This is a genomic window from Caballeronia arationis, from assembly GCF_001544975.2.
GTDB classification, from domain to species: domain Bacteria; phylum Pseudomonadota; class Gammaproteobacteria; order Burkholderiales; family Burkholderiaceae; genus Caballeronia; species Caballeronia arationis.
In genome coordinates this window covers 1-23,018 of sequence record NZ_FCOG02000095.1, presented here as the reverse complement: position 1 = coordinate 23,018, position 23,018 = coordinate 1, and the positions used below count along the sequence as shown (strand labels likewise).

16 protein-coding genes and 1 pseudogene are annotated in these 23,018 nt (G+C 61.0%); 11 read left to right on the top strand and 6 right to left on the bottom strand.

Features of this window, described 5'->3' with window-relative positions:
- Positions 1–618 precede the first annotated feature (618 nt).
- A pseudogene (locus AWB81_RS31580) lies at positions 619–1,415 on the top strand (tyrosine-type recombinase/integrase); the annotation flags it as partial.
- A 76-nt stretch (positions 1,416–1,491) separates the two neighbouring features.
- A complete protein-coding gene (locus tag AWB81_RS31575; protein ID WP_062640984.1) occupies positions 1,492–1,764 on the top strand; it encodes a DUF1488 family protein in 273 nt (90 codons plus the stop codon).
- A gap of 509 nt (positions 1,765–2,273) precedes the next feature.
- Here the strand turns inward: AWB81_RS31575 and AWB81_RS31570 are convergent.
- The 4 genes from AWB81_RS31570 to AWB81_RS31555 all read right to left on the bottom strand — a co-directional run bounded on the left by AWB81_RS31570 (position 2,274) and on the right by AWB81_RS31555 (position 6,385).
- Entirely contained in the window at positions 2,274–3,248 is a 975-nt protein-coding gene (locus AWB81_RS31570) for a TadG family pilus assembly protein (RefSeq protein ID WP_062640982.1), read from the bottom strand.
- 117 nt (positions 3,249–3,365) lie between these two features.
- Positions 3,366–3,839: a TadE/TadG family type IV pilus assembly protein gene (locus AWB81_RS31565; protein ID WP_062640980.1), complete on the bottom strand. Its 474-nt coding sequence runs from the start codon at positions 3,837–3,839 to the stop codon at positions 3,366–3,368.
- Between the two features lie 1,157 nt (positions 3,840–4,996).
- Positions 4,997–5,323 carry a hypothetical protein gene (locus AWB81_RS31560; protein WP_097189796.1) on the bottom strand — a complete coding sequence of 109 codons (327 nt, stop codon included), beginning with the start codon at positions 5,321–5,323 and terminating at the stop codon, positions 4,997–4,999.
- Between the two features lie 156 nt (positions 5,324–5,479).
- Complete coding sequence (locus AWB81_RS31555) at positions 5,480–6,385, bottom strand: LysR family transcriptional regulator (RefSeq protein ID WP_062640976.1); 906 nt, start codon at positions 6,383–6,385, stop codon at positions 5,480–5,482.
- 145 nt (positions 6,386–6,530) lie between these two features.
- Between AWB81_RS31555 and AWB81_RS31550 the strand changes: the two genes are divergently transcribed.
- From AWB81_RS31550 to AWB81_RS31540, 3 genes are read left to right on the top strand one after another with little or no spacing between them, the layout of a single operon-like run.
- Positions 6,531–7,952, top strand: coding sequence for a M20 family metallopeptidase (locus AWB81_RS31550; RefSeq protein WP_062640988.1), 1,422 nt, complete (start codon positions 6,531–6,533; stop codon positions 7,950–7,952).
- A complete protein-coding gene (locus AWB81_RS31545) occupies positions 7,942–9,234 on the top strand; it encodes an MFS transporter (protein WP_062640974.1) in 1,293 nt (430 codons plus the stop codon). Before AWB81_RS31550 ends, AWB81_RS31545 begins: the two co-directional genes overlap by 11 nt.
- A gap of 33 nt (positions 9,235–9,267) precedes the next feature.
- Positions 9,268–10,359, top strand: a complete 1,092-nt coding sequence (locus AWB81_RS31540) for a serine hydrolase domain-containing protein (RefSeq protein ID WP_062640986.1) — start codon at positions 9,268–9,270, stop codon at positions 10,357–10,359.
- 604 nt (positions 10,360–10,963) lie between these two features.
- On the opposite strand, the gene AWB81_RS31535 is transcribed toward AWB81_RS31540, so the two are convergent.
- Entirely contained in the window at positions 10,964–11,230 is a 267-nt protein-coding gene (locus tag AWB81_RS31535; RefSeq protein WP_062640972.1) for a DUF1488 family protein, read from the bottom strand.
- A complete protein-coding gene (locus AWB81_RS31530) occupies positions 11,227–11,415 on the bottom strand; it encodes a hypothetical protein (protein WP_062640970.1) in 189 nt (62 codons plus the stop codon). The genes AWB81_RS31535 and AWB81_RS31530 overlap by 4 nt, the downstream gene beginning before the upstream one ends.
- A 313-nt stretch (positions 11,416–11,728) precedes the next feature.
- On the opposite strand from AWB81_RS31530, the gene AWB81_RS45930 reads away from it, so the two are divergent.
- From AWB81_RS45930 to AWB81_RS31495, 6 genes are all read left to right on the top strand, one after another.
- Positions 11,729–12,127 (top strand): hypothetical protein, encoded by a 399-nt coding sequence (locus AWB81_RS45930; protein WP_159938963.1) that lies wholly within the window; start codon positions 11,729–11,731, stop codon positions 12,125–12,127.
- 573 nt (positions 12,128–12,700) lie between these two features.
- Positions 12,701–13,510, top strand: coding sequence for a transglutaminase-like domain-containing protein (locus tag AWB81_RS31515; protein WP_062640963.1), 810 nt, complete (start codon positions 12,701–12,703; stop codon positions 13,508–13,510).
- 40 nt (positions 13,511–13,550) lie between these two features.
- A complete protein-coding gene (locus AWB81_RS31510; protein ID WP_062640961.1) occupies positions 13,551–14,630 on the top strand; it encodes a zinc-binding metallopeptidase family protein in 1,080 nt (359 codons plus the stop codon).
- 734 nt (positions 14,631–15,364) lie between these two features.
- On the top strand, positions 15,365–15,550 hold the full coding sequence (locus AWB81_RS31505; protein WP_062640959.1) for an MbtH family protein: 186 nt from the start codon (positions 15,365–15,367) through the stop codon (positions 15,548–15,550).
- Between the two features lie 20 nt (positions 15,551–15,570).
- Positions 15,571–16,467, top strand: coding sequence for a cupin-like domain-containing protein (locus tag AWB81_RS31500; protein ID WP_062640957.1), 897 nt, complete (start codon positions 15,571–15,573; stop codon positions 16,465–16,467).
- A gap of 342 nt (positions 16,468–16,809) precedes the next feature.
- The coding region (locus tag AWB81_RS31495) for a non-ribosomal peptide synthetase (RefSeq protein ID WP_062640955.1) at positions 16,810–23,018 on the top strand (6,209 nt) is incomplete at its 3' end.

Genomic DNA, 23,018 nt, shown 5'->3' with positions numbered 1-23,018 from the left:
CGACAGAAATCGCGCTTTATCATGCACTTGGAAAACTACCCGAGCCTCCGTCGACCCACAGTTTTTACTGACGAACCACATTTTGATTTAGGTTCCGGGACCCCTGCGCGGAGACGGCTAGAAACACCTGTGTAGATACGCAACCATCGAAAGAAGAACCGGTCGCGGAGCCGCCAACACCGATCAATGTCGTTTGATCGTTTGTCGTTGCATTCGCGCTCATGATTGACCCGAAAGCGACGAGCGCAGAGACTGCAGCCCAGGCCCCAGGTTTATTAAAAGCGGCACGCAAGTAAGGCAAGGAATGGCGCATAATAGCCTCCTTAAGGTATAGACCGTTAACCGCTGCGCGATCTCCCTAAAGGGCTGAAACTGGAGGCGTGATCGCCGATTAGAAGCATAGGCGCGATCTCGATAAACACCAGAAGAAACACGACAGATCGCAGAATTTATTTCGGAGGCGAAAATTTTAGATTGTCGCGCAATGGTTTCGTTTAGATCGGCGCTGAAAGACTATATAAATAAATAATTCGTGTTCGTCGACGAGGCGCGTTGATTCCTAGAACCACAATTTGCCCTGTGGACTTGCCTCGAAGTCAAAGCGTAGCCGAATACCTGGCGATCGTCATTCTCAACGCGTTGTTTGCGTGGCTCGCGCAGGCGGACTATCTTGCTGGCAATCCCCTTTCCCTATCCCGCCAACGCACGAAGCACGCCGCTGCTCGCATCACCCGCTATCTCGAGCCAGGGCTCTGGCAGGAGGTCAAGGACACCATCGCCGCGCTTCCGCGCGATAGCGATCGCGCGCGTGCGCATGCCTACCGGGTGCGGTGGCTGTTCACCCTGCTGTATCCGGGCGGGTTGCGTATTGCTGAAGTTGGCGCGAACACCATGGGCCAGTTTTTCGTGCGGCGCGACGCCGACGGCGCCCTTCGCTGGTGGCTGACCTCTCACGGCAAAGGTGAGAGGAGCGACTCGTCCCCGCGACGCGCGAGATGATGATGGAGCTTTCGCGCTACCGCCAGCAACTGGGCCTGAGCGCACTGCCCTCACCCAACGAAGAGACGCCGCTGGTTTTGCCGATTGGCGCAACCGCAGCCAATGACCGGGCACAGACATGCGCGCCGCTGACGCGCGCCGGACTGCGCGCGATCGTCAAGGACGTTTTTGCGAAGGCGGCTGCGCGACTGCGCGAGCGAGATGGCGCTTCGGCGCGTGCAGACTTATTGGAGAAAGCATCGGCCCACTGGTTGCGCCACAGCGCCGGCTCGCACACGGCCGATCAAAAGGTTGATCTTCGGCTCGTTCGTGACAATCTGGGTCATGCTTCGCTGACCACGACCAGCCTGTACCTGCATATCGACGATGACCGGCGGCATCGGGAAACGGAAGACAAGCACCGTATCGACTGGTAGCAACGTGTCGGCCTCGAGTGCTATTCCGCGGGCCAGCGTTCGAACACTCGCCTAACTCAATTGACACAGCTTATTCATGGAAGCCGCAGCGGCAGGACCCCGCATCCTCGCAAATCGCCGCGGTGTCGCGTTCGACCTCGTACAAGCGAACGGCTCAGTCGAGTGCGTGGTCACCCTCGAGGCGCTCGAAGCGTATTTCTGGCTTGAACCGGGCGCAAGCGACGCTCGCACGCTCAAATGCTTCGGCGATGGCTACCAGCGAATCGCCGCGATCGCGGCACGCAAGGCGCTCGCCCATCCATCTGCGAACGTTGAGTTGACCCCGTCGGATTTTGGCCGTCGTCTTTGAGCGGGCTTCGCAACGGGGTTCTCCGAAGATCGCGTATCGCCTTGCACCGCGACTCCAAGTCCACACTGCCGAACTGGTTGGCCGTTGGCATCCTCGGTGTCGCCCGAACGGTGTCAATTGTAAAACGTTGATTTTCTAGACGGTTAGTTGCTATTCTTCGATTTCGAGAAGCCAAACTTATCTTTGTTGTTCGGACAAGCGGCTAAGCGATTTCATCGATCTGTTGCATCGACAAGTTGAATCCGCAACTGCCTTCGGCCCTTCGACCTACCTCCGTTTCAACGTCAGTGTCCAACTCCAACGGTTATTCACGCGTTTGCATCGGAGAGCGCGGGCCACAACAGGTTGTGACAGTTGCTGACGGCGGATCGGATGATGCCGGCTTAAGCCTCGTCAGGACGCCTCGAACGAGTTGCAAGTGCATGCTGGGCCGGTCACGGGATTCATTTTCGTGGAGTATTCGCTGGTCCCCGGTTTTCCTGCTTCGAACTACGCAGTCTGGTTGGACCTCACTGAGCCAAACGCGGAGGAACGTAAGCGCCGTAGTACGGGCCGCTCGGCCCGGTGCTCGCGGTAATCTTGAATCCCGTAATAAGGTGGCCCTGGACATACTTGCTGCTCTTGTTCACAGAATCGATATGAAATGCAGCGAAACCGACAATCGCCGTCGTCGACGATGTGACCTGCTGCACCACGGGCATCAGTACGTCAGCATTGGTGGGAACGAAATCATAAATGGTGGCCTTGATGCCGTTCTCGATCCAGATCGAATCGCCAAGACTCAGCCCGGTCGGGTTTCCGCCACTGATCAGTCCACGTACAGTAGGGACGTCGTTGTTGTCTGTCTGAAACGAGGTCCATTGTCCCGCATCGCAACCCCCGTAGGTATGGCCGTTACCGAACTGGAATGTAAAGCCTTGTCCGGTCGACGAATCCACCTTCGGGGCGCCGGTCGTTGCGTCCCAGTATTGGTCATATATGCATTTACTGATCGCCATGGGAAATAGGCCACTGGGGCCAACATAGCCGGGCGCAGACACCACGGAGACAGCGGATGCTGTCACGGGGCCATTCTTCACGCCGAATAGCGGCGCGAAGAAGAAAGGAACGGCGCCACCGTTGAGCCCCGTCGCGCGCGCGACAGTCACTTGCACCGCCGGATTGTCATATGCTCCAGGCGTTATCGTCGATGGCTGCATTCCAGCCGGGCTACCCGTTAGATTCCAGAATCCGCTTTGTACTGATGCAGTCGTCAATTTGACACCGTCCGAGCTATTCAAGCCGACCGCACTCGCGGCATTGGCCTGGGCAGTAGACCAACGAGGGTTTGGGTTGCCGGGCAGCAAAGAGGCGGCTCCCGCGAGTGCGGCGGCGTCAGCAGCGTTCTGCAATTCGGCCCGGACAACATATGCCCGCCCGATGTCGATCGCGAACGCTGCTACCGCCAACGCCGCAAACAAAGAGAAAAGCATTGTTACGCTCATCGACCCGCGCTGGCGACGACGATGAGAAATACCGCTCCTGCATCGGTGTGAAGGTAGGCGTTCGACGCGGCGCCGATTAGCCGCTCCTTGACACCATATCAAACGAAGAGCCATGCGCTACTCATAGTTCATGACGGCGGTCGCACTCAACACGATCGGACCGGTAAGGGCACTAAAAGCGGAGCCGAGCAAGAGACCATGATAGGTGTACGAAAGCGCTACTTGGAGTGGGCTGCCCGAGATCGTTCCATTAGGCTGCGTCACCGTGACGGTCGGCGAAGGTGGAGTGCCGCCCGTGACTAGGCTACCCTGCGCACTGGCGATCGCGATGGAAGCGATCTGCGAGGTCGTGAGGGGCGGCACTTTCAGTACGGTGCCTGCTCTTGCGCCCGCGCGAGCTGCGTTCGTCAGCGCGGCCTTGTCATAGAGAATCAAGCTGCCATCGATGATCCCGACCAGAACCATGATCAGAAACGGCAGCAAAACAATGAATTCCAGCGTCACGCTACCCGCATCGGAGCGGAGTCGTCTGATACCCCGTCGTGGAAGGACGCCGCCCGGACATCTTGTGTCTTTATTGTTCTTGATCATTCAAGTGCTTTATAGGCTAGGCAACCCTCTGCTGCATTCTTTTCGAAAGCCAGCCGATTGCGTCGATTGCAGACCCAACAGATTGCCGACTTAGAACAGAACCCCCGCTTGCAGTCTTGCTCTTCGACCCGGACGCTTCGCGACGTCTCTGCATCGAGACCACGCGAGCATAATGCATTGAGACGCTGCCGCTAGGCTTAGAACCAGCTTACAGAAGAGAGAAGATGCTGACCTCCCTCCAGCAAAGCAACCAGTGAAGGGGACGTGTCCATCGCGGAACCAAAGCTACGCAGCCCGCGTAGAAGCCAAGTGCCGTCGCCGGATAGGTCCGACTTCCAAATCCGAGCCAGCTATCGCGCCGAACACGTATGCGACACTAATGAGGGCGCCGGGGTCCAACAGTGCGTCCCCGCTATCGTCAGAGCGCCAAATTGAAGACTCTCGGCCGCCTGCGGAGTTGCGCAGTTATTACCTGACCGTCGTCAAGCGTCAACGTGACTTCATATGACTGCTTTTGGAAACCAAGGGCAGATCTTTGCGGTGGGCCCCACCTGCCATATCGCCTTGTGTTAGGCCGCGACCAATACCTTGACGCCCGGACCCGACGTTACCGGCACTGTGTCCGGTACCCCGGTGCTCTTTGGCGCGGCGGACGCACCCGCAGAGGTAATGCGAAAAAATGGTCATGTGCTGCTTGCCGCGGATGCCAGTCCCGCACTCGGACTGTTTGAGCCGCTAACTCAGGCTGCCGCGAACACGATCACGCCCGTCTCGCCGGCGCGCGCAGATCTCAATCTCGCGAATACGCCGTCCTTCGTCACGCCATGCTAATACTGCCTACCGGCAAGGTTTTGTTTTCCGATGGATCCCGGCAGCTATGGATTTACACGCCCGACGGCGGTCCTCAGCCGTCCTGGCGCCCGGTGTTCGTAAACGTGAAATCCGTGGGCGGTCGTTACCGAGTACATGTGTGTAGATGGCCCGGTATTCAAGTTGCGCCAGGCGGTGCCGTAACCCCGTATATGTCGACCGCCCTCTTCCCGAAATCACAGCCGTTAATGACTGCCGCCATAGAGTACCGCTGCCTGCCACGCAATGAAGGACGCGCTCGCGATCGGCGCCGGAAGCTGAAGCGTGGGACCGGCCGCGCCGACGCGCTAATCGTCGGCGTCGCCGATATCCAGGTCGTCTTCGAGCGTCACGATCAGATCCTCCGTATCGATCTCATAGCCTCCGTCGTTGCGCTCCACCGTGACTTCGCCGCCCTGCACGCCCCCGCTCTCGGTCTCCGTCAGCTTCAGGACGATCAGGTCGTCGGCGGAGCCCTGGAACTCTTCGGCCGCGATCGTCGCGAGATGCACGAGTTCGCCGGTTTCGGGGTCCTCGAAAGGCTCTTCCCACCGCAGCGCGTCGCCGGGCAGGTCGGCCACCGCTCCCGACTGGCTGGTGATGCGCACGATACCGTCGCTAAGCACATTACTCATGGTCGTCCCCCCGAGTTGACCACCGGCGTCGAATGACACCGGTTCTGTTTGCGGCACGCCGCTGCGTCGTGTCGCATCACGCGGAATGCGCCGCACCGATCACGTCGAGACACGATGTGGACAGCGGTGGTTCCCGTGTATCGATCGCGCGCCGCTTCAGTCGATCAGCGCCGGCTCGTGAATCGCGCGCGTGAGCAGGGACAGGAACGCCTCGACCGCCTGCGGCAAGGTTCGCCCGGCCATCGTCTGGACCTGCAGGGTGCGCTGATGCAGTTCGACGTTGCTGATCGGAATGGCGGCAAGCCCGTCCGATTCCAGCCTCCCGCGCACGGTCAGATAACCCGTGAGCGTCACCGCGTCGGTGCGTTGCACAAAACTCTGCAACGCGGCGTGATAGTTGCTCGTAAACGCGGGCTCGAAGATGAGCCCTTCGAGGCTGCACGCGATATCGAATAACTGCCGGATCGTCACGCCCTCGCCCGACATCGCGAGCGGCCACGCGGTGAGATCCGCGAGCGTCACGGATTCGCGCGCGGCGAGCGGATGCCCGCGCCGCATCAGCGCGAAGATCGGCGCGCGCTGCGAATGGACCACGGTCACGTCCTTCTCCGGCGCGAGGCTGAAGCACACCGCGATATCGGACGCGCCCTCGCGCACCCGCTGAGTCGCGACCGACGGTGCCATCACGTCGAGCTGGAAATGCGCGGCCGGATGCGTGTCCAGAAAGCGCGCGAACACTTGCGGCAGGAAATCGCGCGCGACGCCTTCCGAGCTCGCGACGCGTATCGTCGCGCGGCCGTCCGCAGTCAGCCCGCGAATCTCGCCGGTCACGCGCTCGTTTTCGAGCAGGCTGCGTCGCGCATGCGCGGCAAGGAGGCGCCCCGCTTCGCTCAATACCATCCCGCGCGGACGCCGCTCGAAAAGCGGCGTGCCCAGTTCGTCCTCCAGCTTCGCGATCTGCCGGCTCAACGCCGACACCGCCACGAAAAGCTTCTCCGAGGCCCGGGACAGCGACCCGCTCTGGGCCACTTCGAGGAAATAACGCAGCGCGGTGCTTTGCATGTGGGCGGCTCTTCCGGTTTGCCTTTTCGGCAACGATATCTGCCAAATATTGTGATTGTCCACAAATATCGGCGACAGCAAGATCGGCGCATCGCTTTCGATTCGAACCTTGCGCGCCCCCGTGCGCGCCGCACCGGAGAACGATGTGACACGTGAGTCGGCCATTCAAAACGCGGCGGATCGCTACGATTCCGGCCGTTTTCTCGAAGACCTCGCGCGGCGCGTCGCGCTGCGCACGGAGAGTCAGGAGGCGGACAGCGGCGCGCTTCTGCACGCCTATCTCGACGACGAAATCGCGCCGGCGCTCGTGCGTCTCGGCTTTCGATGCCGCGTCGTCGAGAACCCGCAGGCGGGCGCGGGGCCGTTCCTGGTCGCGCGTCGCCACGAATCCGACGACCTGCCGACGGCGCTGACCTACGGCCACGGCGACGTCGTGCGCGGCTACGACGCGCAGTGGAACGAAGGACTCTCGCCGTGGCGCGTGACCGTCGACGGCGACCGCTGGTACGGCCGCGGCACAGCCGACAACAAGGGTCAGCACGGCATCAACCTCGCCGCGCTCGCCGCAGTGCTCGAAGCACGCGGTGGCCGGCTCGGCTTCAATCTCAAGGTGCTGTTCGAGACCGGCGAGGAAGTCGGCTCGCCGGGGCTGCATGCGCTCTGCACGCAACTGCGCGACGAACTCGCCGCCGACGTGCTGATCGCCTCAGATGGCCCGCGACTCGCCGCGAACCGACCGACGCTCTTTCTCGGCTCGCGCGGCGTCGTGAACTTCCGGCTGGACGTGCGGCTGCGCGAAGGCGGCCACCACTCGGGCAACTGGGGCGGTTTGCTGCGCAATCCGGGCGTGGTGCTCGCGAACGCGATTGCTTCGATGGCGGATGCGAACGGCCGCATTCTGGTCGAAGGGCTGCGTCCGCCACCCGTGCCTGCGGCCGTGCGCCGTGCGCTCGCGGATATCGAAGTGGGCGGCAATCCGGGCGAGCCGGAGATCGACACCGACTACGGCGAACCCGGCCTCACGCCGACCGAACGCGTGTTCGGCTGGAACAATCTCGAAGTGCTGGCGTTCCGCACGGGCAATCCGGAGAAGCCGGTCAACGCGATTCCGCCGCATGCCTATGCGCACATGCAGATCCGCTTTGTCGTCGGTACGGACTGGGAGCGGCTCGAAACGATCGTACGTCGCCATCTCGATGCGCACGGTTTTCACATGATCGAAATCGACGTCGAGCGCGGCATGCCCGCGACGCGCGTCGATCCCGACAACGCGTGGGTGCAATGGGCCCAGCGGTCCTTGCACGAGACGACCGGCCAGCAACCCGTGCTGCTTCCGAATCTCGGCGGCACGCTGCCGAACGACGTCTTCGCCGACATCCTCGGCATGCCGACGCTCTGGGTGCCGCACTCCTACCCCGGCTGCTCGCAGCACGCGCCGAACGAGCACCTCCTCGGTTCCGTCGCGCGCGAGGGGCTCTGCATGATGGCGGGCCTCTTCTGGGATTTGGGCGACGCCCGCGGCCTGCCGACGAAAGCCATCGCGAAGGAGCACAGCCATGAGCACTGACTTCGCCGCCGAAGCGCGCCCCGGCGCAACCAGCACCGGTCATACGAGCATGTCGCGTCTGATCGTCGCGACATCGATCGGCAATGCGCTCGAGTTCTACGACCTGGTCGTCTACGGCTATTTCGCCTCGACGCTTTCACACCTTTTCTTCCCGACGACCGACCGCACCGTCTCGCTGCTGCTGACGCTCGGCACCTTCGCGCTCTCGTATCTCGCGCGGCCGGTCGGCGCCTTCGTGCTCGGCTCGTACAGCGACCGTCGTGGCCGCAAGGCATCGCTCACGCTCTCGATCGCGATGATGACGCTCGGCACCGGCATGGTCGCGCTGATGCCGACCTACGCGACCATCGGCGTCCTCGCGCCAATCGGCATCTTCCTGTCGCGGCTGTTGCAGGGTTTCTCGGCGGGCGGCGAGTTCGGCAGTTCGACGGCGTTCCTGATCGAACATGCACCGAAGCGCAGCGGCTTCATGTCGAGCTGGCAGTTCGCGAGCCAGGGCGCGAGCACGCTGCTCGCGTCCGCGTTCGGCGCCGTGCTGACCGGCATGCTGACGCAGCCGCAGCTCGAAGGCTGGGGCTGGCGCATTCCGTTCCTGTTCGGCATGCTGATCGGGCCGATCGGGCTCTACATCCGCCGTCATATCGACGAGACACCCGAGTTCGAGCGCACCGAGCGCTCCGCTTCGCCGATCCGCGAAGTGCTCGCGACGCAGAAGGAACGCCTGCTGGTGTCGATCGGCTCGCTCGTGCTGACGACCACGGCGAACTACATGCTGCTCTACATGCCGACCTACGCCGCGCGCCAGCTCGGGCTCGCGCCGTCTTACGGCTTCATCGCGACGCTCGTGGCGGGCTTCATCGTGATGGTGCTTACGCCGTTCGTCGGCCACTGGTCGGACAAGGTCGGCAGGACGCGCATCATGCTCGGTGCGGGCTCGCTTTTCTTCGTCACGATCTACCCGGCGTTCATGTTCATGAACGCGCATCCTTCGCTTGCGACGCTGCTTGCCGCCGTGATCTGGGTGGCCGTGCTGAAGGCGACCTACTTCGCGCCGATTCCAGCGCTGATGTCGGACCTGTTTCCGACCCGCACGCGCACGACCGGCATGGCGGTCGGCTACAACATCGGCACGACGGTGTTCGGCGGCTTTACGCCGCTCGCGGTGGCGTCGCTGATCGCAGCGACCGGCAACAATCTCGCGCCCGGCTTCTATCTGATGCTCGCGGCGGTCATCAGTCTCTTCACGCTCGTGTGGGCGCGCCGGCGCCTGAACGCGCACTGAACTTCGCCCTGAATTCAAATGGAATCGCAAGACATGCCACACGATGAGCTTCAACGCGCAGTGCAATTCGCAATCGATCATGAAACGACGTGGGATCGCAGCGTCGACGGGGTGTTCGGTGTGCATCCGAACGACCCGCCGCCGTGGAACCGACTGCTCGGGCCGGTGCACGACCGCGGGCCGGTGTCGGGGACGATCGCCGTCGACGGACGCGTGCTCGCGTCATGGGGCGAGCCGGACCGCGCGGACCTGACCTTCAGCATCGCGAAGACGTATCTCGCGCTGCTCGCGGGCGTTGCGCACGATCGCGGCCTGCTGCCGGACGTCGACGAGCCGATTTGCCGGCGGGTGCCCGGCATCGGTTTCGACGATGAACACAACGCGAGCGTGACCTGGGCGCAGATGCTCCAGCAGACGAGCGAATGGCAAGGCACGTGTTTCGGCCTGCCGGATCAGGCCGACCACTTTCGCGCGGTCACGTTCGGCGAGCCGCCGGACGGCAAGAAAGGCGAGTTACGTGCGTTGCGGACGCCCGGCACGTACTGGGAATACAACGACGTGCGGATCAACCAGTTGTCGCTTGCGCTCTTGCATCTGTTCGGCCGGCCGCTGCCCGAGGTGTTTCGCGAGGCGATCATGCGTCCGGTGGGCGCGGGCGAGCAGTGGCAATGGGTGGGCTATGACCATGCGTGGGTCGAGATCGACGGGCGGCGCGTGCAGTCCGTGCCGGGCGGGACGCACTGGGGCGGCGGACTGTCGATCAGCGCGAACGATCAGTCGAAGGTCGCGCAGATGCTGCTCGACGACGGCATGGCGAATGGCCGGCGCCTTCTGTCGAGCGAGTGGCTCGCGCGCATGCGCACGCCTTGCGCGATTGCGCCGTTCTATGGCTACCTCGTCTGGCTCAATCACGAGCAGCGCGTCTTTCCGAGCGTGCCCGCATCGAGCTGGTTCGCGATCGGCGCGGGCAGTTCGTTCATGTGGATCGAGCCCGAGCGACGGATGACGGCGATCGTTCGGTGGCTGAATCCGGAACATGCCGATGCGTTCTTCGGGCTCGTGCTGGAAGCTGTCGACGCGGGGACGGTCGACAGTGGCGCTCGGGGGCCGCTATACGCCGTCTGATGTTTCTGCGCTTCGATGGAACTTGCTTTGTCTTGGTCTATTAGCTCGCCGCCTGTGCGGGGCGGCAGTCACTTTCTTTGCTGCTGCAAAGAAAGTAACCAAAGAAAGCAGCTTTTTCAGGCAACGGTATCAGGACGGCAACGCTCACGCAGTACTGATTGGCACAGCGCCTAAGTGTCGCCTTCACAGAACTTCAGGGGCTTGGTGCGCGGCACGCACTGCGGCATCGCGCAGTAAAGGGAGCGGTACAGCAGTCATCCATCCGTCCTCGCTTCGCTCCGACGAGGTGTTCGTTACGTCGCCGAGCTGATGCGTCAGGGAAATAGCAGTGCGTTCCGGGCAACCCATCGCGGCTTTTTGTCGGGTGCCTGTATTAGCACCGTTGTGCCGGTGCTCGCAGCCTTGATCAGCGTGTTACGCCTCAAGCAACTTCTGCATAGAAAATAGCACCCAAAGCTATCGATTGCAGGTACGGCATCGGCATCCAGTACCTTCGTTTCGCACCGTATGCACGTCCACATAACATCCCCAATCAGTTCGACAGAACTCAGTATGGGCCGGCTTCGACCGCTTCACCATAGCTTTCCGAAACTATCCGGATTGCTCACGAGATCGTGTATCGGTTCTGAGAACCGCCGGTATAAAGGTTCTTGGCAAGCCCCAGAATTCGGTCGCGGTTATGGTCGAATGCCGCGAGCAGCGCGGGTTCACCAGGGCCGATGCCGGGAGTCAGCTTCTTGAGCATCGCATCGTCAACGAGAAAGGAAATCTCGCGCGCATTGTCGTAGCCCCAAAAGCACACACAGTGTCGTGCAGGGTCGTAGCTGCGGCTCGGGTTGGGAAAGCTGAGTGCCACAGAACTTTGTCTCATTGAGCCGAAGGACTCACGTAGCGCCACTTGCTCGCGCCAACATCGATGCGAGCGTAGTTGATGCGCCGCTCTTGAGCGCGCTCGGCGTCTGCACGCTCCAGGGCTGAAGCGCGCGACTTCTGCGCGACGGCGTGTTCGCTTTCCCTGACCGGCGGGGGTGCGTTCGTTTTGATGTGGGATGACATGGTTGTTCCAATGCAAGAGTGCGACGAAAAGGGATTACGGTCCGGAAGATGCTTCCTCCAGATGTAAGGCTTGCAGGTCGTCCGTCACCGTCCCCGCCCGTGCCTTGGTGTCAGCGTCTGAACAGGTTCGGTAAGCGCCCTGGGGGCTCGGCAAATTGCCGTCGAAGAAAAACAAGCGGTATGAACGATGCGCGCAAAGATCACATCCGTGATCATGGCGCAATGCACCCGGTACGCTGCCCCAGCTGCATTGATCGACCTACGGCAGAGTGGACACAGAAGACTCGTCCGCGCCTACCGGACATTCCTGAGAATGCGCGCAATTCCCGCGCGACGCAAGCTGATTCTCGAACGCCCGTGCGCGCAACGCGATGTCGTTGCGCCTGTCGAAGCGATGGGTTGCGAAAGAGGCGCGATGGACGGCCGCTTCGTCGATCGGTTATCGGCGCAAGCAAGCGTGCACCGCCAGGCATCAGCGACAGCACGGGTCAATTTGGATTCGGATGGAGACGGGTACGTGTCCGTAGTTCGTCCCTCCGACCAGCGCGGAGAGAGATTGACCCGCTTACGCGCGCGTGACTGCTATTTCTTCTTGCTGGGTGCGCTGGCTGCAGTACCTTTTGAGGTCGTCGTCCAGGACACGGCTTCCGCGGGAGAAGTCACCTTCTTCGGCTGTTTGGGCTTCTTTGCCTCTCGATTACTACGCGCTTGACCCTTTGCCATCATGTTGCTCCCACTTCGACGATCGCGAAGGCAATCGCCACGCCTCACAGTGTGGGCGCATTCGGCGCGATTGTCGCGAACTATTTTCGAACGCGCGACGTGGACCGATTCCGGCATCCCATCGGTCCAAAACCGCGATCAACGCTTCGACTCCGCAAAGGCACGCTCAGCATGACCAAGTCCGTGTACGATCCACTGCCCGCCGATCGTGACGCGCCGGCGCCTTCCTGAACCACTCCTTTTGCTCTGTTTGTACCCAATTCGAACATCCGGATCAAAGTTGGAATTTGTCGGGTGCTCGAGAAGCCTTAACCGGTGGGGGCTCTCCACTAAGTACTCAACAGTCGTCCGGGACAGACCCAGCGAGAGTCCCCCTCGGCACGTTGGCGATAGTTGCTGTTGGAAGTTTTTGTTGGGCGTACTCTGGTCCGACAGCCGATCGAATCCGGAGTCGAAGAACTACCCTCGACGAAGCCGAGGCACCGAGCCCCTGTTGATTTACCGTTGAACCCGCAAGAGAACCGCGGGCCCGATTTGACACATAGCATTGAGCGCCCGTCCCATGAAACTCCGCGTTGGCTTCCAGTTGACCTACTCCTGTTCGCAAGCGACGCCTGCGGTGCTCATGTTGAACACGCATCCATCGATGGCGGACAGAGTGATCGTGCCCGACCGCATATCGTTCGACCCGCCAGTGGCGTTCACGCACTACTACGATGCGTTTGGCAACCTGTGCACGCGCATCGTCACCCCCTCTCAGGGGTCGTTGGTGGTCGCCACCGAAGGAGTGCTCGACGTACCAGACACTCCGGAAACGTATCCTGCTGAAGATAACCAGCATCCGGTCGAAGAACTTCCCCACGACTGCCTTCAGTTCCTGCTGGGCAGTCGCTACTGCGAAACCGATCTGTTGTCGAACGTAGCCTGGGCGCTGGTCGGCGGTCTTCCCCCGGGCCGCCCTCGGGTCCTCGCCATCTGCGACTATGCGCACTCCCATATCAAGTTCGACTACAAGACAGCACGGCCCACCAGGACGGCTTTCGAAGCTCACCAGGAAGGAATCGGGGTATGCCGCGATTACGCCCAGTTGGCGGTCGCACTGTGCCGCGCCATAAATATTCCTGCGCGGTACTGCACCGGTTATATCAGCGACGTCAATCTCCCGCCGCCTTACGCGGCCCAGGACTTTTGCGCATGGTTCGAGGCGTACCTCGGAGACTCGTGGCAAACGTTCGATCCTCGCAATAACGCACCGCGTACCGGTCGCGTGCTGATGGCACGTGGCCGCGATGCGACCGACGTGCCGATCAGCATGACATTCGGCGACGCGGCCCTGGTTGCGTTCGAGGTGATATGCGAGCCCGTGCCATGATCCTCATGTCGGCCCGGACGTCACTCACGACTCGTCCGCTATGAAGACGTTTCACTGTAGCAACTGCGGACATCTGATCTTCTTCGAAAACGTCCAGTGCGAACGGTGTGGGGTGCTGCTCGGGTTCATTCCAGAGATCGCCGAGATGAGCGCATTCGCGAAGGTAAAGGGCGGTCTTTGGGAAGTGCGCCCCTCGAAGGGCGGCGTCCGTTACAAGCCGTGTCATAACTACGCCGTCGAAAAAGTGTGCAATTGGATGGTGCCGTGCGACTCCGTCGACCCGTTATGTCACTCTTGCCGCCTGACATCCGTCATCCCGAATCTGAAAGCGCGTCGGCGGAGATACTACTGGTTCAGGATGGAGGCGGCAAAGCGCCGCCTGCTTTACACGCTTTCTGTATTGGGGTTGCGCGTCGATACGCGTGAAGACAATCCTAAAACCGGTCTTCAGTTCGAGTTTCTCGAGAACCGTCGTGGCAAAAACGTACTGACTGGCCATGACAATGGGTTGATCACGATGAACATCGCCGAGGCGGACGATGTGCGTCGGGAACGAGTGCGCGTAGCGATGCGCGAACCATATCGAACGTTGCTAGGCCACTTCAGACATGAGATCGGACACTACTATTTTGACAGGCTCATTGCCGACACGACCCACTTGAACGAATTTCGGGCGCTATTCGGGGACGAACGAGCCGACTACACCGAAGCACTGACACGTCACTATAAGAAAGGCGCGAAGGCAGACTGGGGCGCAACCCATGTCAGCGCGTACGCGACGATGCATCCCTGGGAGGATTGGGCGGAGACCTGGGCGCACTACCTGCACATGGTCGACACCATCGGCACCGCGCGGGCGTGTGGAATCAGCATGACACCCGAGAACCCGAAAGACCCGATGTTCGCTGCGGAAGCTCTGCCTGGTCCGCCAAGCTTCGATCTATTGATGAAGCAGTGGTACCCGCTAACCTATGCGATGAACAGCCTGAACCGAAGTCTTGGCATGCCGGACCCTTATCCCTTCGCGCTAGCTCCCGCTGCAGTGAAAAAGTTGCGATTCATCCATCGCGTTGTCGAAGCACACGCATCTCAGCGAGCCAACGCTTCTGTAGAGCAATAGGAATTCGTATCTCCAACAATCGAGCAATTCAAGGCGAACCGTGAGACGGCGCGAATCCACTCTTCGGTACCCGGCACGTCGGAAGGGCCAAGTACGAGCGCATCGACACACAAGGACGATTCATGTTCGCGCGCTTTCACGTCACACTTAATCAGGACCCGATTCTCCTTGACCATCACCACGATCGCTCGCGGCTATCTCCCTCGTCTCCTAGCAAATCAAATCAAGCATGTGCGAAACGTACTTGTTGGATACTAATGAAGCACTGATATAGAAAATTAATTTTCGTCTGCTGAATGTTTTATTTTTATCCGGGGCGCGTTCAATGCCTCTAGACGCTTTAGTCGGAAAAGGACTGTCACCAATGCCAATCGCGACGACTATCGCAGGCTGCTTTTTGGTGATTCTTTGCGACATTCTCCCGTTCGTCCGTCTCTGCGGGTCATTGCGCCCCACAAACAAGATGGTCTGAATCGAAAACAAAAACTCGGCAAGTGTCGGCCGCCGATAAAGAGCCGGATCGCGACCCAACGCAGCAACATTCGATTTCCCTTGCTCCGAAGTCAAAGCCGATATTTAATAGCGAGGCACTCCTCATGTCTTGCACAAGGCACCCGCCGCATCGAGGACGCGCCACATTTGGCGCGACCGGCATCTCTACGCGACGTCTAATTCATTGCTAACTCTCGGCGCCTAAATTTCGTTCAACCGACACGAACGAAGGGAGCAACAGCATGGACAACCCATTTGACCACGAACAAGGCACGTTCTGTGTCTTGATTAATGAATCGCGCCAACGCTCGCTCTGGCCCGCTTATTTCAAAGTCCCGACTGGCTGGGAAGTGGAGCATCCGAGCGGCTCACGCACACAATGTCTGGACTACATCGATGCGCAATGGATCGATCTGCGATCCAATTGAACCTGATCTGGGGATATTAAATGGCAAAGCGCATCGTGAAGGTTATCGATCTCGTTCCAGGCCGGGCTGTAGAGCTTCCGTCCATAGGCAATGAAAAGCTCGGGCATGAAAAGTTCTGGCACGATTTTGTTTGCCCTCAGCAGCCCATCGTAATCAGAAATGCTGTTTCGAATTGGCCCGCTCTTAGCAAATGGGGGACAAAGGGATATCTCGAAGCACTGACGAATCATCAAGTGGGAGTTTCGGACACGTTCAACGCCAGCCCGGCGGGTCTTTGGCATCAAAACCTTCCGAAATACCGCCTCGACGAAGCCATCACGTGCCTTCGCAACGCCGCTCCGGACGAAACTTTTGCAATTCGGTCCCTGCCTATTCCACCCGAGTGGAAAGCCGATATCGGCGGCTATGATTTTCTCAGCGCGAACCGGGATTTGCCGCCTCGCGCCTATGCGCGCGACCGTCTCTTCATCTATCGGAACGCCTCGACGGAGTGGCATTACCACACGACAGACGAAACGTTGACGACGCAGATTCTCGCCTCGAAACGCATATCGATGTTCAAGCTGTCCAAGGAAAATTGGCAAGCGTATGCCGGGCCGATTAGGTCCAATCTCCATCATATGAACGATCGGGCGCGCTTCTTCCCCGCGGATCAAGCGCTGACGAAATTCGAAGCAACACTCGAGCCCGGCGACGTCCTCTATATACCGCCGTTCTGGTGGCATGGCGTCGATCCAGCAGATACCGAGTTCGGCATCACACTGGCACACTGCTTTCGCACTCCGCTAAACCGGATCGGATCCTTGAGCGATCCGGCCGTGAAGGACGTAATCCGCGCACAGGGAAGTCTCATGCTCGCGCTTCGAATGAGAGCGTTTGTCGCACTGGGCTCTCTTTCCCGCATTGTGAATCCGTGACAGATGTCGTCTGAAACGTGCCGCGGTCCGGGCGTGTGATCACCTCTTGTCTGTCGCTGCATCGCCTTTTCACCATCGATGTGCGACAGCCTCTAATTCGACCGTAATTCAACCGGCGCATCCTGATCGCATTGGATTAGCCTGCTGTGTCGAATGCAAGAGCTCTCGCAAGCCGAATATCGACGGCAGTCAGGTCTGACAGTCTGATAGCTACGCAAGGATCCGTGGCCAGGTGGACAAGCGCACGAGCAACCGTGCACTTCTTCCACAAGTCTTTGGTGACGATGTCCTTGACCATCGGTTTTAAGAGCACTTGCGTGCTCCCACATATGGATTGATGTCATGCTCAGCTTCCCTCTTGCTCCCGCTCAATCGGGCATCTTCTTTCGACAGCAGCTCGATTTGCGTGATCCGCGCTTCACCCTGGCGCAGTTGACGGAGATCATCGGCCCGCTCGATGTCGAGGCGCTTCAGGCGGCCTTGCGGCACACGGTCGGTGAGACGGAAGCCATGCACGTTCGCCTGATGATCACGGATGGCATGCCGCGTCAGGTGGTGCCGGACGAAATTGAAGACTTCACGCTTCGGATAACCGACGTCAGCGATGCGCCCGACCCTGTGGAGGCAATCGATCGGGACGTGAAGGCAGCGCTTGCCACAGCCATCGATCTCGGCCGTTACCCGCTGTTCGACTTCCAGCTTTTCCAGGCCGGCCCTACACGGTTCTTCCTGTTTCAACGGATTCATCACATTGCGTTCGACGGCTTTTCATTCTTTCTTTTCACGCAGCGCCTCGCGGCCGTCTATTCGGCTCTGGCCGAAGGACGGGAACCCGCGCCATGCGGTTGGGGGCGGCTTGCCGAACTACTCGATGACGATGCTGCCTATCGTGCTTCGCGCGCCGTCGAGAGCGATCAGCAGTTCTGGCGCGACTATCTGGCGGACTGCCCCGAGCCGGTGATTCTTGCCGAGTGCATGGCACGCGAGCCGATCCAGGCGGACGGTTCCCAACAGGCGATCGCGCAGATACGTTTGTCATCGGACACGACCAGGCGTTTGCGGCAAGTGTCCGAGTGCAACGGCGCGACGTGGCCGCAATTCATGACGGCGGTCATGGCCGCCTATGTCGCGCGTCTGAGCGGACAGCCCGAGGTGGTGCTCGGCTTTCCGGTCACGGCCCGGGTGGGACGATTGGCGCGGAATGTGCCCGGCATGTTGTCCAATGCACTGCCGCTGCGCGCGGCTCTCGGCGAGAGCACAAGCATCATCGAGCTGCTCGGAGAGGTTGCCCGGCAGAGTCGCCGGATCTTGCGTCATCAGCGCTATCGCGTCAAAGACATTCGACGCGATGTAGGACGCATCGAATCCGACAGGCCGCTCTTCGGTCCCACCGTGAACATCATGCCCGAGTACAGCCTTGCGCTTAATTTCGCCGGCTGCCGGATTGGATTGAATCGCTCTTTCTATGGAACACCTGATGATCTCGCGCTGATCGTACACGACGAGGGAGACGATCTCGGGATTGATCTGATGTTTGACGCCAACCCGTCGCTCTATTCACCCGAAGCCGTCGATGCACATGCGCGCCGCTTCACGCGTTTTCTCGAACAGGCGCTGGAGCATCCCGATGCGCCGCTGCATGCGCTCGAACTCGTACTGCCCGAGAGACAGGCGCTGCTCGAACGCTGGAACGACACGGCCGCGCCCTATCGCGAGCACCTATGCATTCATCAGCTCTTTGAGCAACAGGTTCAACTCACGCCCGATTCAGTGGCGCTCGTCGGCGGCAACGAGTCGCTCACTTTTAGGCAACTCAATGCGCGCGCCAATCGGCTCGCGCACCATCTGATCGCGCTGGGCGTGCGTCCGGAAGATCGTGTGGCGCTGTGCATGGAGCGAGGCATCGGCGCGATTGTCGCCCTGTTCGCGATCCTCAAGGCCGGAGGCGCGTATGTACCGCTCGATCCGGCCTATCCGGGCGAGCGACTGAGTTACATCCTCAGCGATGTGGCGCCTCTGCTGCTGGTCGCCGATGCCGCGGGTCGTCAAGCGCTTGGAGATACCGGCGCGCTCGCCGTGATCGATCCCGATGCAGCGCTCGATAACGCACTGCCGCAGGACGATCCGTCTGTGCCCGGCCTCGCCTCGCATCATCTTGCCTACACGATCTACACGTCCGGTTCCACCGGCAAGCCTAAGGGCGTGATGGTCGAGCATCGGCATGTGCTGAATCTGCATCACGCATTGCATTCGACGGTGTTTGCACATTGTGCCCCGCACTCCAGCGTCACGCTGAACGCCAGCATCTCATTCGATGCCTCTGTGCAAAACCTCACCGCCTTGCTGAGCGGGCATCGGCTGGTCCTCATTTCCGCAGACGTGCGCACCGATGCCATGGCGTTGATCGAATTCCTCGATACCGCTGGCATCGACGTATTCGACTGCACCCCGACTCAGCTTGAATCGATGTTCTCCGCCGGTCTGCTCGAACAAAGGCAGTCGGCCCTGACGGTGCTCGTGGGCGGCGAACCACTTACGCCACAGACCTGGAACCGTCTGGCGCATGCCGAACAGATGCGCGCTTTCAACGTCTATGGCCCGACCGAATGCACGGTGGATGCGACCGTCGCGGAGATTACGACTGAACAGACGCAGCCCGTCATCGGCAAGCCGCTCGCCAACACGCGCACTTATGTGCTCGATGCGCGGCGTCGAGTGGTGCCTCCGGGCGCGGTGGGTGAGCTTTACATCGGTGGTGCAGGCGTGGCGCGTGGCTATCTGAACCGGCCTGAACTCACCGCCGAGCGCTTCCTCGACGATCCGTTCGTTCCGGGCGCACGCATCTACCGTACCGGCGACCTCGCGCGCTATCGTCTCGATGGCAATATCGAGTTCCTCGGGCGGAATGACCTTCAGATCAAGATTCGCGGCTTCCGTATTGAACCCGGTGAGATCGAGACTCAAATCGCCAGCCATCCGGCGGTGCGCGAAGCAGTGGTCATCGCGCGTGCGAGACATCATGACGCGCAGGATCAGCAACTCGTAGCCTATGTCACGCTGGTGTCCGAGATCGACGCCAGCGCGCTGCGTGAGCATCTCGCCTCGCGTCTGCCCGACTACATGGTGCCTTCGGCCTTCGTCACGCTCGATGCGCTGCCGCTGACGCCCAACGGCAAGCTCGATCGTCGCGCACTGCCCGACCCGCAAGCCGATGCCTTCGCGATGCGTCCCTTTGAAGCGCCGCAACGTCGAACCGAAATCGCACTCGCCGATCTTTGGGCCGAGTTGCTCGGCCTCGAGCGCGTAGGCCGCCACGACAACTTCTTCGCCCTCGGCGGGCACTCGCTGCTCGCCGTGACACTCATCGAGCGTCTGCGCCGCATCGGCTTGCACACGAGCGTGCGTGATCTGTTCGCCACGCCCGTGCTCAGCGCGCTCGCGGCTTCGCTCGAAGACAGCGCGCCGAAGCCCGACATCGTCGTGCCGCCCAATGCGATCACGCCCGGCTGCACCGCGCTTACGCCAGCGATGCTGCCACTCAGCGCGCTCACGCAAACCGACATCGATCGCATCGTCGAGCAGGTGCCCGGCGGCCTCGCCAATGTGCAAGACATCTACGCGCTCGCGCCGCTGCAGGAAGGTATCCTGTTCCACCACATGCTGAGCACCGAAGGCGATCCGTATCTGCAAACGGCGCGCCTCGCCTTCGACAGCCGCGCACGTCTTGATGCATGGCTCGATGCCTTGCAACAGGTCGTCGAGCGGCATGACATCCTGCGCACCGCCTTCATCCACGATGGGCTCAGCTCGTCCGCTCAGGTGGTCTGGCGTAACGCGCCTGTGATGATTACGGAGATCGCGATCACAGACGGCCACGCTGCTGAGCAGTTGGCGCGCCATTTCGATGCACGCACGCAACGCCTTGATCTCACTCAGGCTCCGTTGCTGCGAATCGCGATTGCGCGCGAATCTGAAAACGCGCGCTGGCTCGTGCAATTGAACTGGCATCACCTGATCGGCGATCATGCGACGCTGGAAGTGATGCATGCGGAAATCGGTGCGATCCTCAACGGTCGGGGTCACTCGCTTGGCGCGGCTCAGCCGTTCCGCGATCTGGTCGCACAGACGCGGCTCGGTACGAGTCAGCAAAAGCATGAAGCCTTCTTCCACGACATGCTCGCCGATGTGAGCGAACCCACGCTGCCCTTCGGGCTCACCGACGTCCACCATGACGGCTCGTCCGTCGCCGAAGCGTGCCTGACACTGCCGGCGTCGCTCAATACCGGCCTGCGCACCCAGGCTCGCCAGCTCGGCGTGAGTCTCGCGAGCCTTTGCCATCTCGCCTGGGCGCGCGTGCTCAGTGCCGGGAGTGCAGTCGACTTCGACGGACGCATCGTGTTCGGCACCGTGCTGCTCGGGCGCATGCAGGCGGGCGTGGATCAGGCCCTCGGACTGTTGATCAATACGCTGCCGATCCGCCTCGATGTGAACGACGCCTCGGTCGCCGATAGCGCGCGTCACACGCATGAGCGTCTCGCAGCGCTGCTGCAGCATCAGCATGCGCCGCTCGCGCTTGCTCAACGGTGCAGTGGCGTGGCCGCCCCCGCGCCGCTCTTTAGCGCGTTGCTCAACTATCGCCACAATCAAGGCTCGGCAAATGAACTCGAAGCCTTCGACGGCATCGAGCTACTCAGCGCCGAGGAGCGCACCAACTATCCGCTGACCCTTTCAATAGACGACAACGGCGACAGCCTCGGACTCACCGCGCAGACCATCGCGCCTTTGTCGCCCGAGCAGTTGTGCGGGTACATGCAGCAGGCGCTTTCGAGCCTCGCGCAGGCGCTCGAGCACGCGCCTCAGACGCCGGTGGACCAGCTCGACGTGCTGCCGCCCGAGACCCGCACCCTGCTCGTCGAAACGTGGAACGACACGGGTGCGTCCTATCCTGCGGATCTGTGCATCCATCAGCTCTTCGAGCAACAAGTTCAACGCACACCCGAAGCAATCGCGCTGGTCTTCGAAGACGAGTCGCTCACCTATGCGAAACTCAATGCCCGCGCCAACCAGCTTGCGCATCATCTGATCGCGCAAGGCGTCAATCCGGAAGATCGTGTGGCGCTGTGCGTGGAGCGCGGCATCGGCATGGTCGTCGCGCTGCTCGCAATCCTCAAGGCCGGGGGCGCTTACGTGCCGCTCGATCCGGCGTATCCGGGCGAGCGTCTGAGCCACATCCTCACCGACTCCGCACCACGGCTGTTGCTCGCAGATGCCGCGGGCCGTGAAGCGCTGGGAGATACCGGAGCGCTGAGCGTGCTCGACCCCAATGCATCGCTCGACGGCTCGCTGCCACAAGACGATCCGCAAACGGCTGTCGCCCCGCAACACCTCGCCTATGTGATCTACACCTCCGGCTCCACGGGCAAGCCTAAGGGCGTGATGGTCGAGCATGCCCAGATCGTGCGCCTGTTTGGCGCGACTCAGGAATGGTTCGGCTTCAATGAGCGCGATGTCTGGTGCATGTTCCACTCATTCGCCTTCGATTTCTCGGTTTGGGAGTTGTGGGGCGCGCTGCGCTATGGCGGAAAGCTGGTGATCGTACCGCAGCATGTGGCCCGATTCGCACCCGATTTCCTTCGCTTGCTTCGCCGGGAGGGCGTCACCGTTCTCAATCAGACGCCAAGCGCCTTTCGCGCCCTCATTCAGGCGCAGGAAGCAAACGATGCTTCGACTGCGTTGCGCTACGTGATCTTCGGCGGCGAGGCACTGAATCCCTCGATGCTCGAATCGTGGTACGCGCGACATTCGGACCAGAACCCGCGGCTGGTCAACATGTACGGCATCACCGAGACGACCGTACACGTGACCTACCGGCCGCTGACTCGCGAAGACTGTACTGACAGCAACAGCCCGATCGGGGTGCGTATTCCTGATCTGACGATCTATCTGCTCGATGCACAGGGTCAACTGGCGCCTGTTGGAGCGGTAGGCGAGCTGTACGTCGGTGGTGCGGGCGTGGCGCGCGGTTATCTGAACCGGCCCGAACTCACCGCCGAGCGTTTCATCGACGACCCGTTCGTTTCCGGCGCTCGCCTCTATCGTACGGGTGACCTTGGACGCTATCGACGCGACGGCAGCCTCGAGTTTTTTGGGCGCAATGATCATCAGGTCAAGATCCGCGGCTTCCGTATCGAACTCGGTGAGATCGAAGCTCAGATCGCCAGCCATCCGGCGGTGCGCGAAGCCGTTGTTATCGCACGTGCGCGGCAGCAGGACGCGCAAGATCAGCAACTCGTCGCGTACGTCACCGGAACGGCTGAGATCGATGCAAGCACCTTGCGCGAGCATCTTGCCTCGCGTCTGCCCGACTACATGGTGCCTTCGGCCTTCGTCGTGCTCGACGCGTTGCCCCTCACGCCCAACGGCAAGCTCGATCGCCGGGCACTGCCCGATCCGCAATGGCAAAGCCTCGACACTTACATCGCGCCGCGCACCTCGCTCGAACACGCGCTCGCGCAGTGCTTTGCCAGTGTGCTAGGCCTGGAGCGTGTGAG

What these genes read in the sequence shown, in the direction of transcription:
- AWB81_RS45930 (WP_159938963.1), top strand. Translation starts at nt 11,729, where the DNA reads ATGCGCGCAATTCCCGCGCGACGCAAGCTGATTCTCGAACGCCCGTGC.
- AWB81_RS31565 (WP_062640980.1), bottom strand. Translation starts at nt 3,839, where the DNA reads ATGATCAAGAACAATAAAGACACAAGATGTCCGGGCGGCGTCCTTCCA.
- AWB81_RS31510 (WP_062640961.1), top strand. Translation starts at nt 13,551, where the DNA reads ATGAAGACGTTTCACTGTAGCAACTGCGGACATCTGATCTTCTTCGAA.
- AWB81_RS31570 (WP_062640982.1), bottom strand. Translation starts at nt 3,248, where the DNA reads ATGAGCGTAACAATGCTTTTCTCTTTGTTTGCGGCGTTGGCGGTAGCA.
- AWB81_RS31545 (WP_062640974.1), top strand. Translation starts at nt 7,942, where the DNA reads ATGAGCACTGACTTCGCCGCCGAAGCGCGCCCCGGCGCAACCAGCACC.
- AWB81_RS31555 (WP_062640976.1), bottom strand. Translation starts at nt 6,385, where the DNA reads ATGCAAAGCACCGCGCTGCGTTATTTCCTCGAAGTGGCCCAGAGCGGG.
- AWB81_RS31505 (WP_062640959.1), top strand. Translation starts at nt 15,365, where the DNA reads ATGGACAACCCATTTGACCACGAACAAGGCACGTTCTGTGTCTTGATT.
- AWB81_RS31530 (WP_062640970.1), bottom strand. Translation starts at nt 11,415, where the DNA reads ATGTCATCCCACATCAAAACGAACGCACCCCCGCCGGTCAGGGAAAGC.
- AWB81_RS31575 (WP_062640984.1), top strand. Translation starts at nt 1,492, where the DNA reads ATGGAAGCCGCAGCGGCAGGACCCCGCATCCTCGCAAATCGCCGCGGT.
- AWB81_RS31500 (WP_062640957.1), top strand. Translation starts at nt 15,571, where the DNA reads ATGGCAAAGCGCATCGTGAAGGTTATCGATCTCGTTCCAGGCCGGGCT.
- AWB81_RS31535 (WP_062640972.1), bottom strand. Translation starts at nt 11,230, where the DNA reads ATGAGACAAAGTTCTGTGGCACTCAGCTTTCCCAACCCGAGCCGCAGC.
- AWB81_RS31560 (WP_097189796.1), bottom strand. Translation starts at nt 5,323, where the DNA reads ATGAGTAATGTGCTTAGCGACGGTATCGTGCGCATCACCAGCCAGTCG.
- AWB81_RS31515 (WP_062640963.1), top strand. Translation starts at nt 12,701, where the DNA reads ATGAAACTCCGCGTTGGCTTCCAGTTGACCTACTCCTGTTCGCAAGCG.
- AWB81_RS31540 (WP_062640986.1), top strand. Translation starts at nt 9,268, where the DNA reads ATGCCACACGATGAGCTTCAACGCGCAGTGCAATTCGCAATCGATCAT.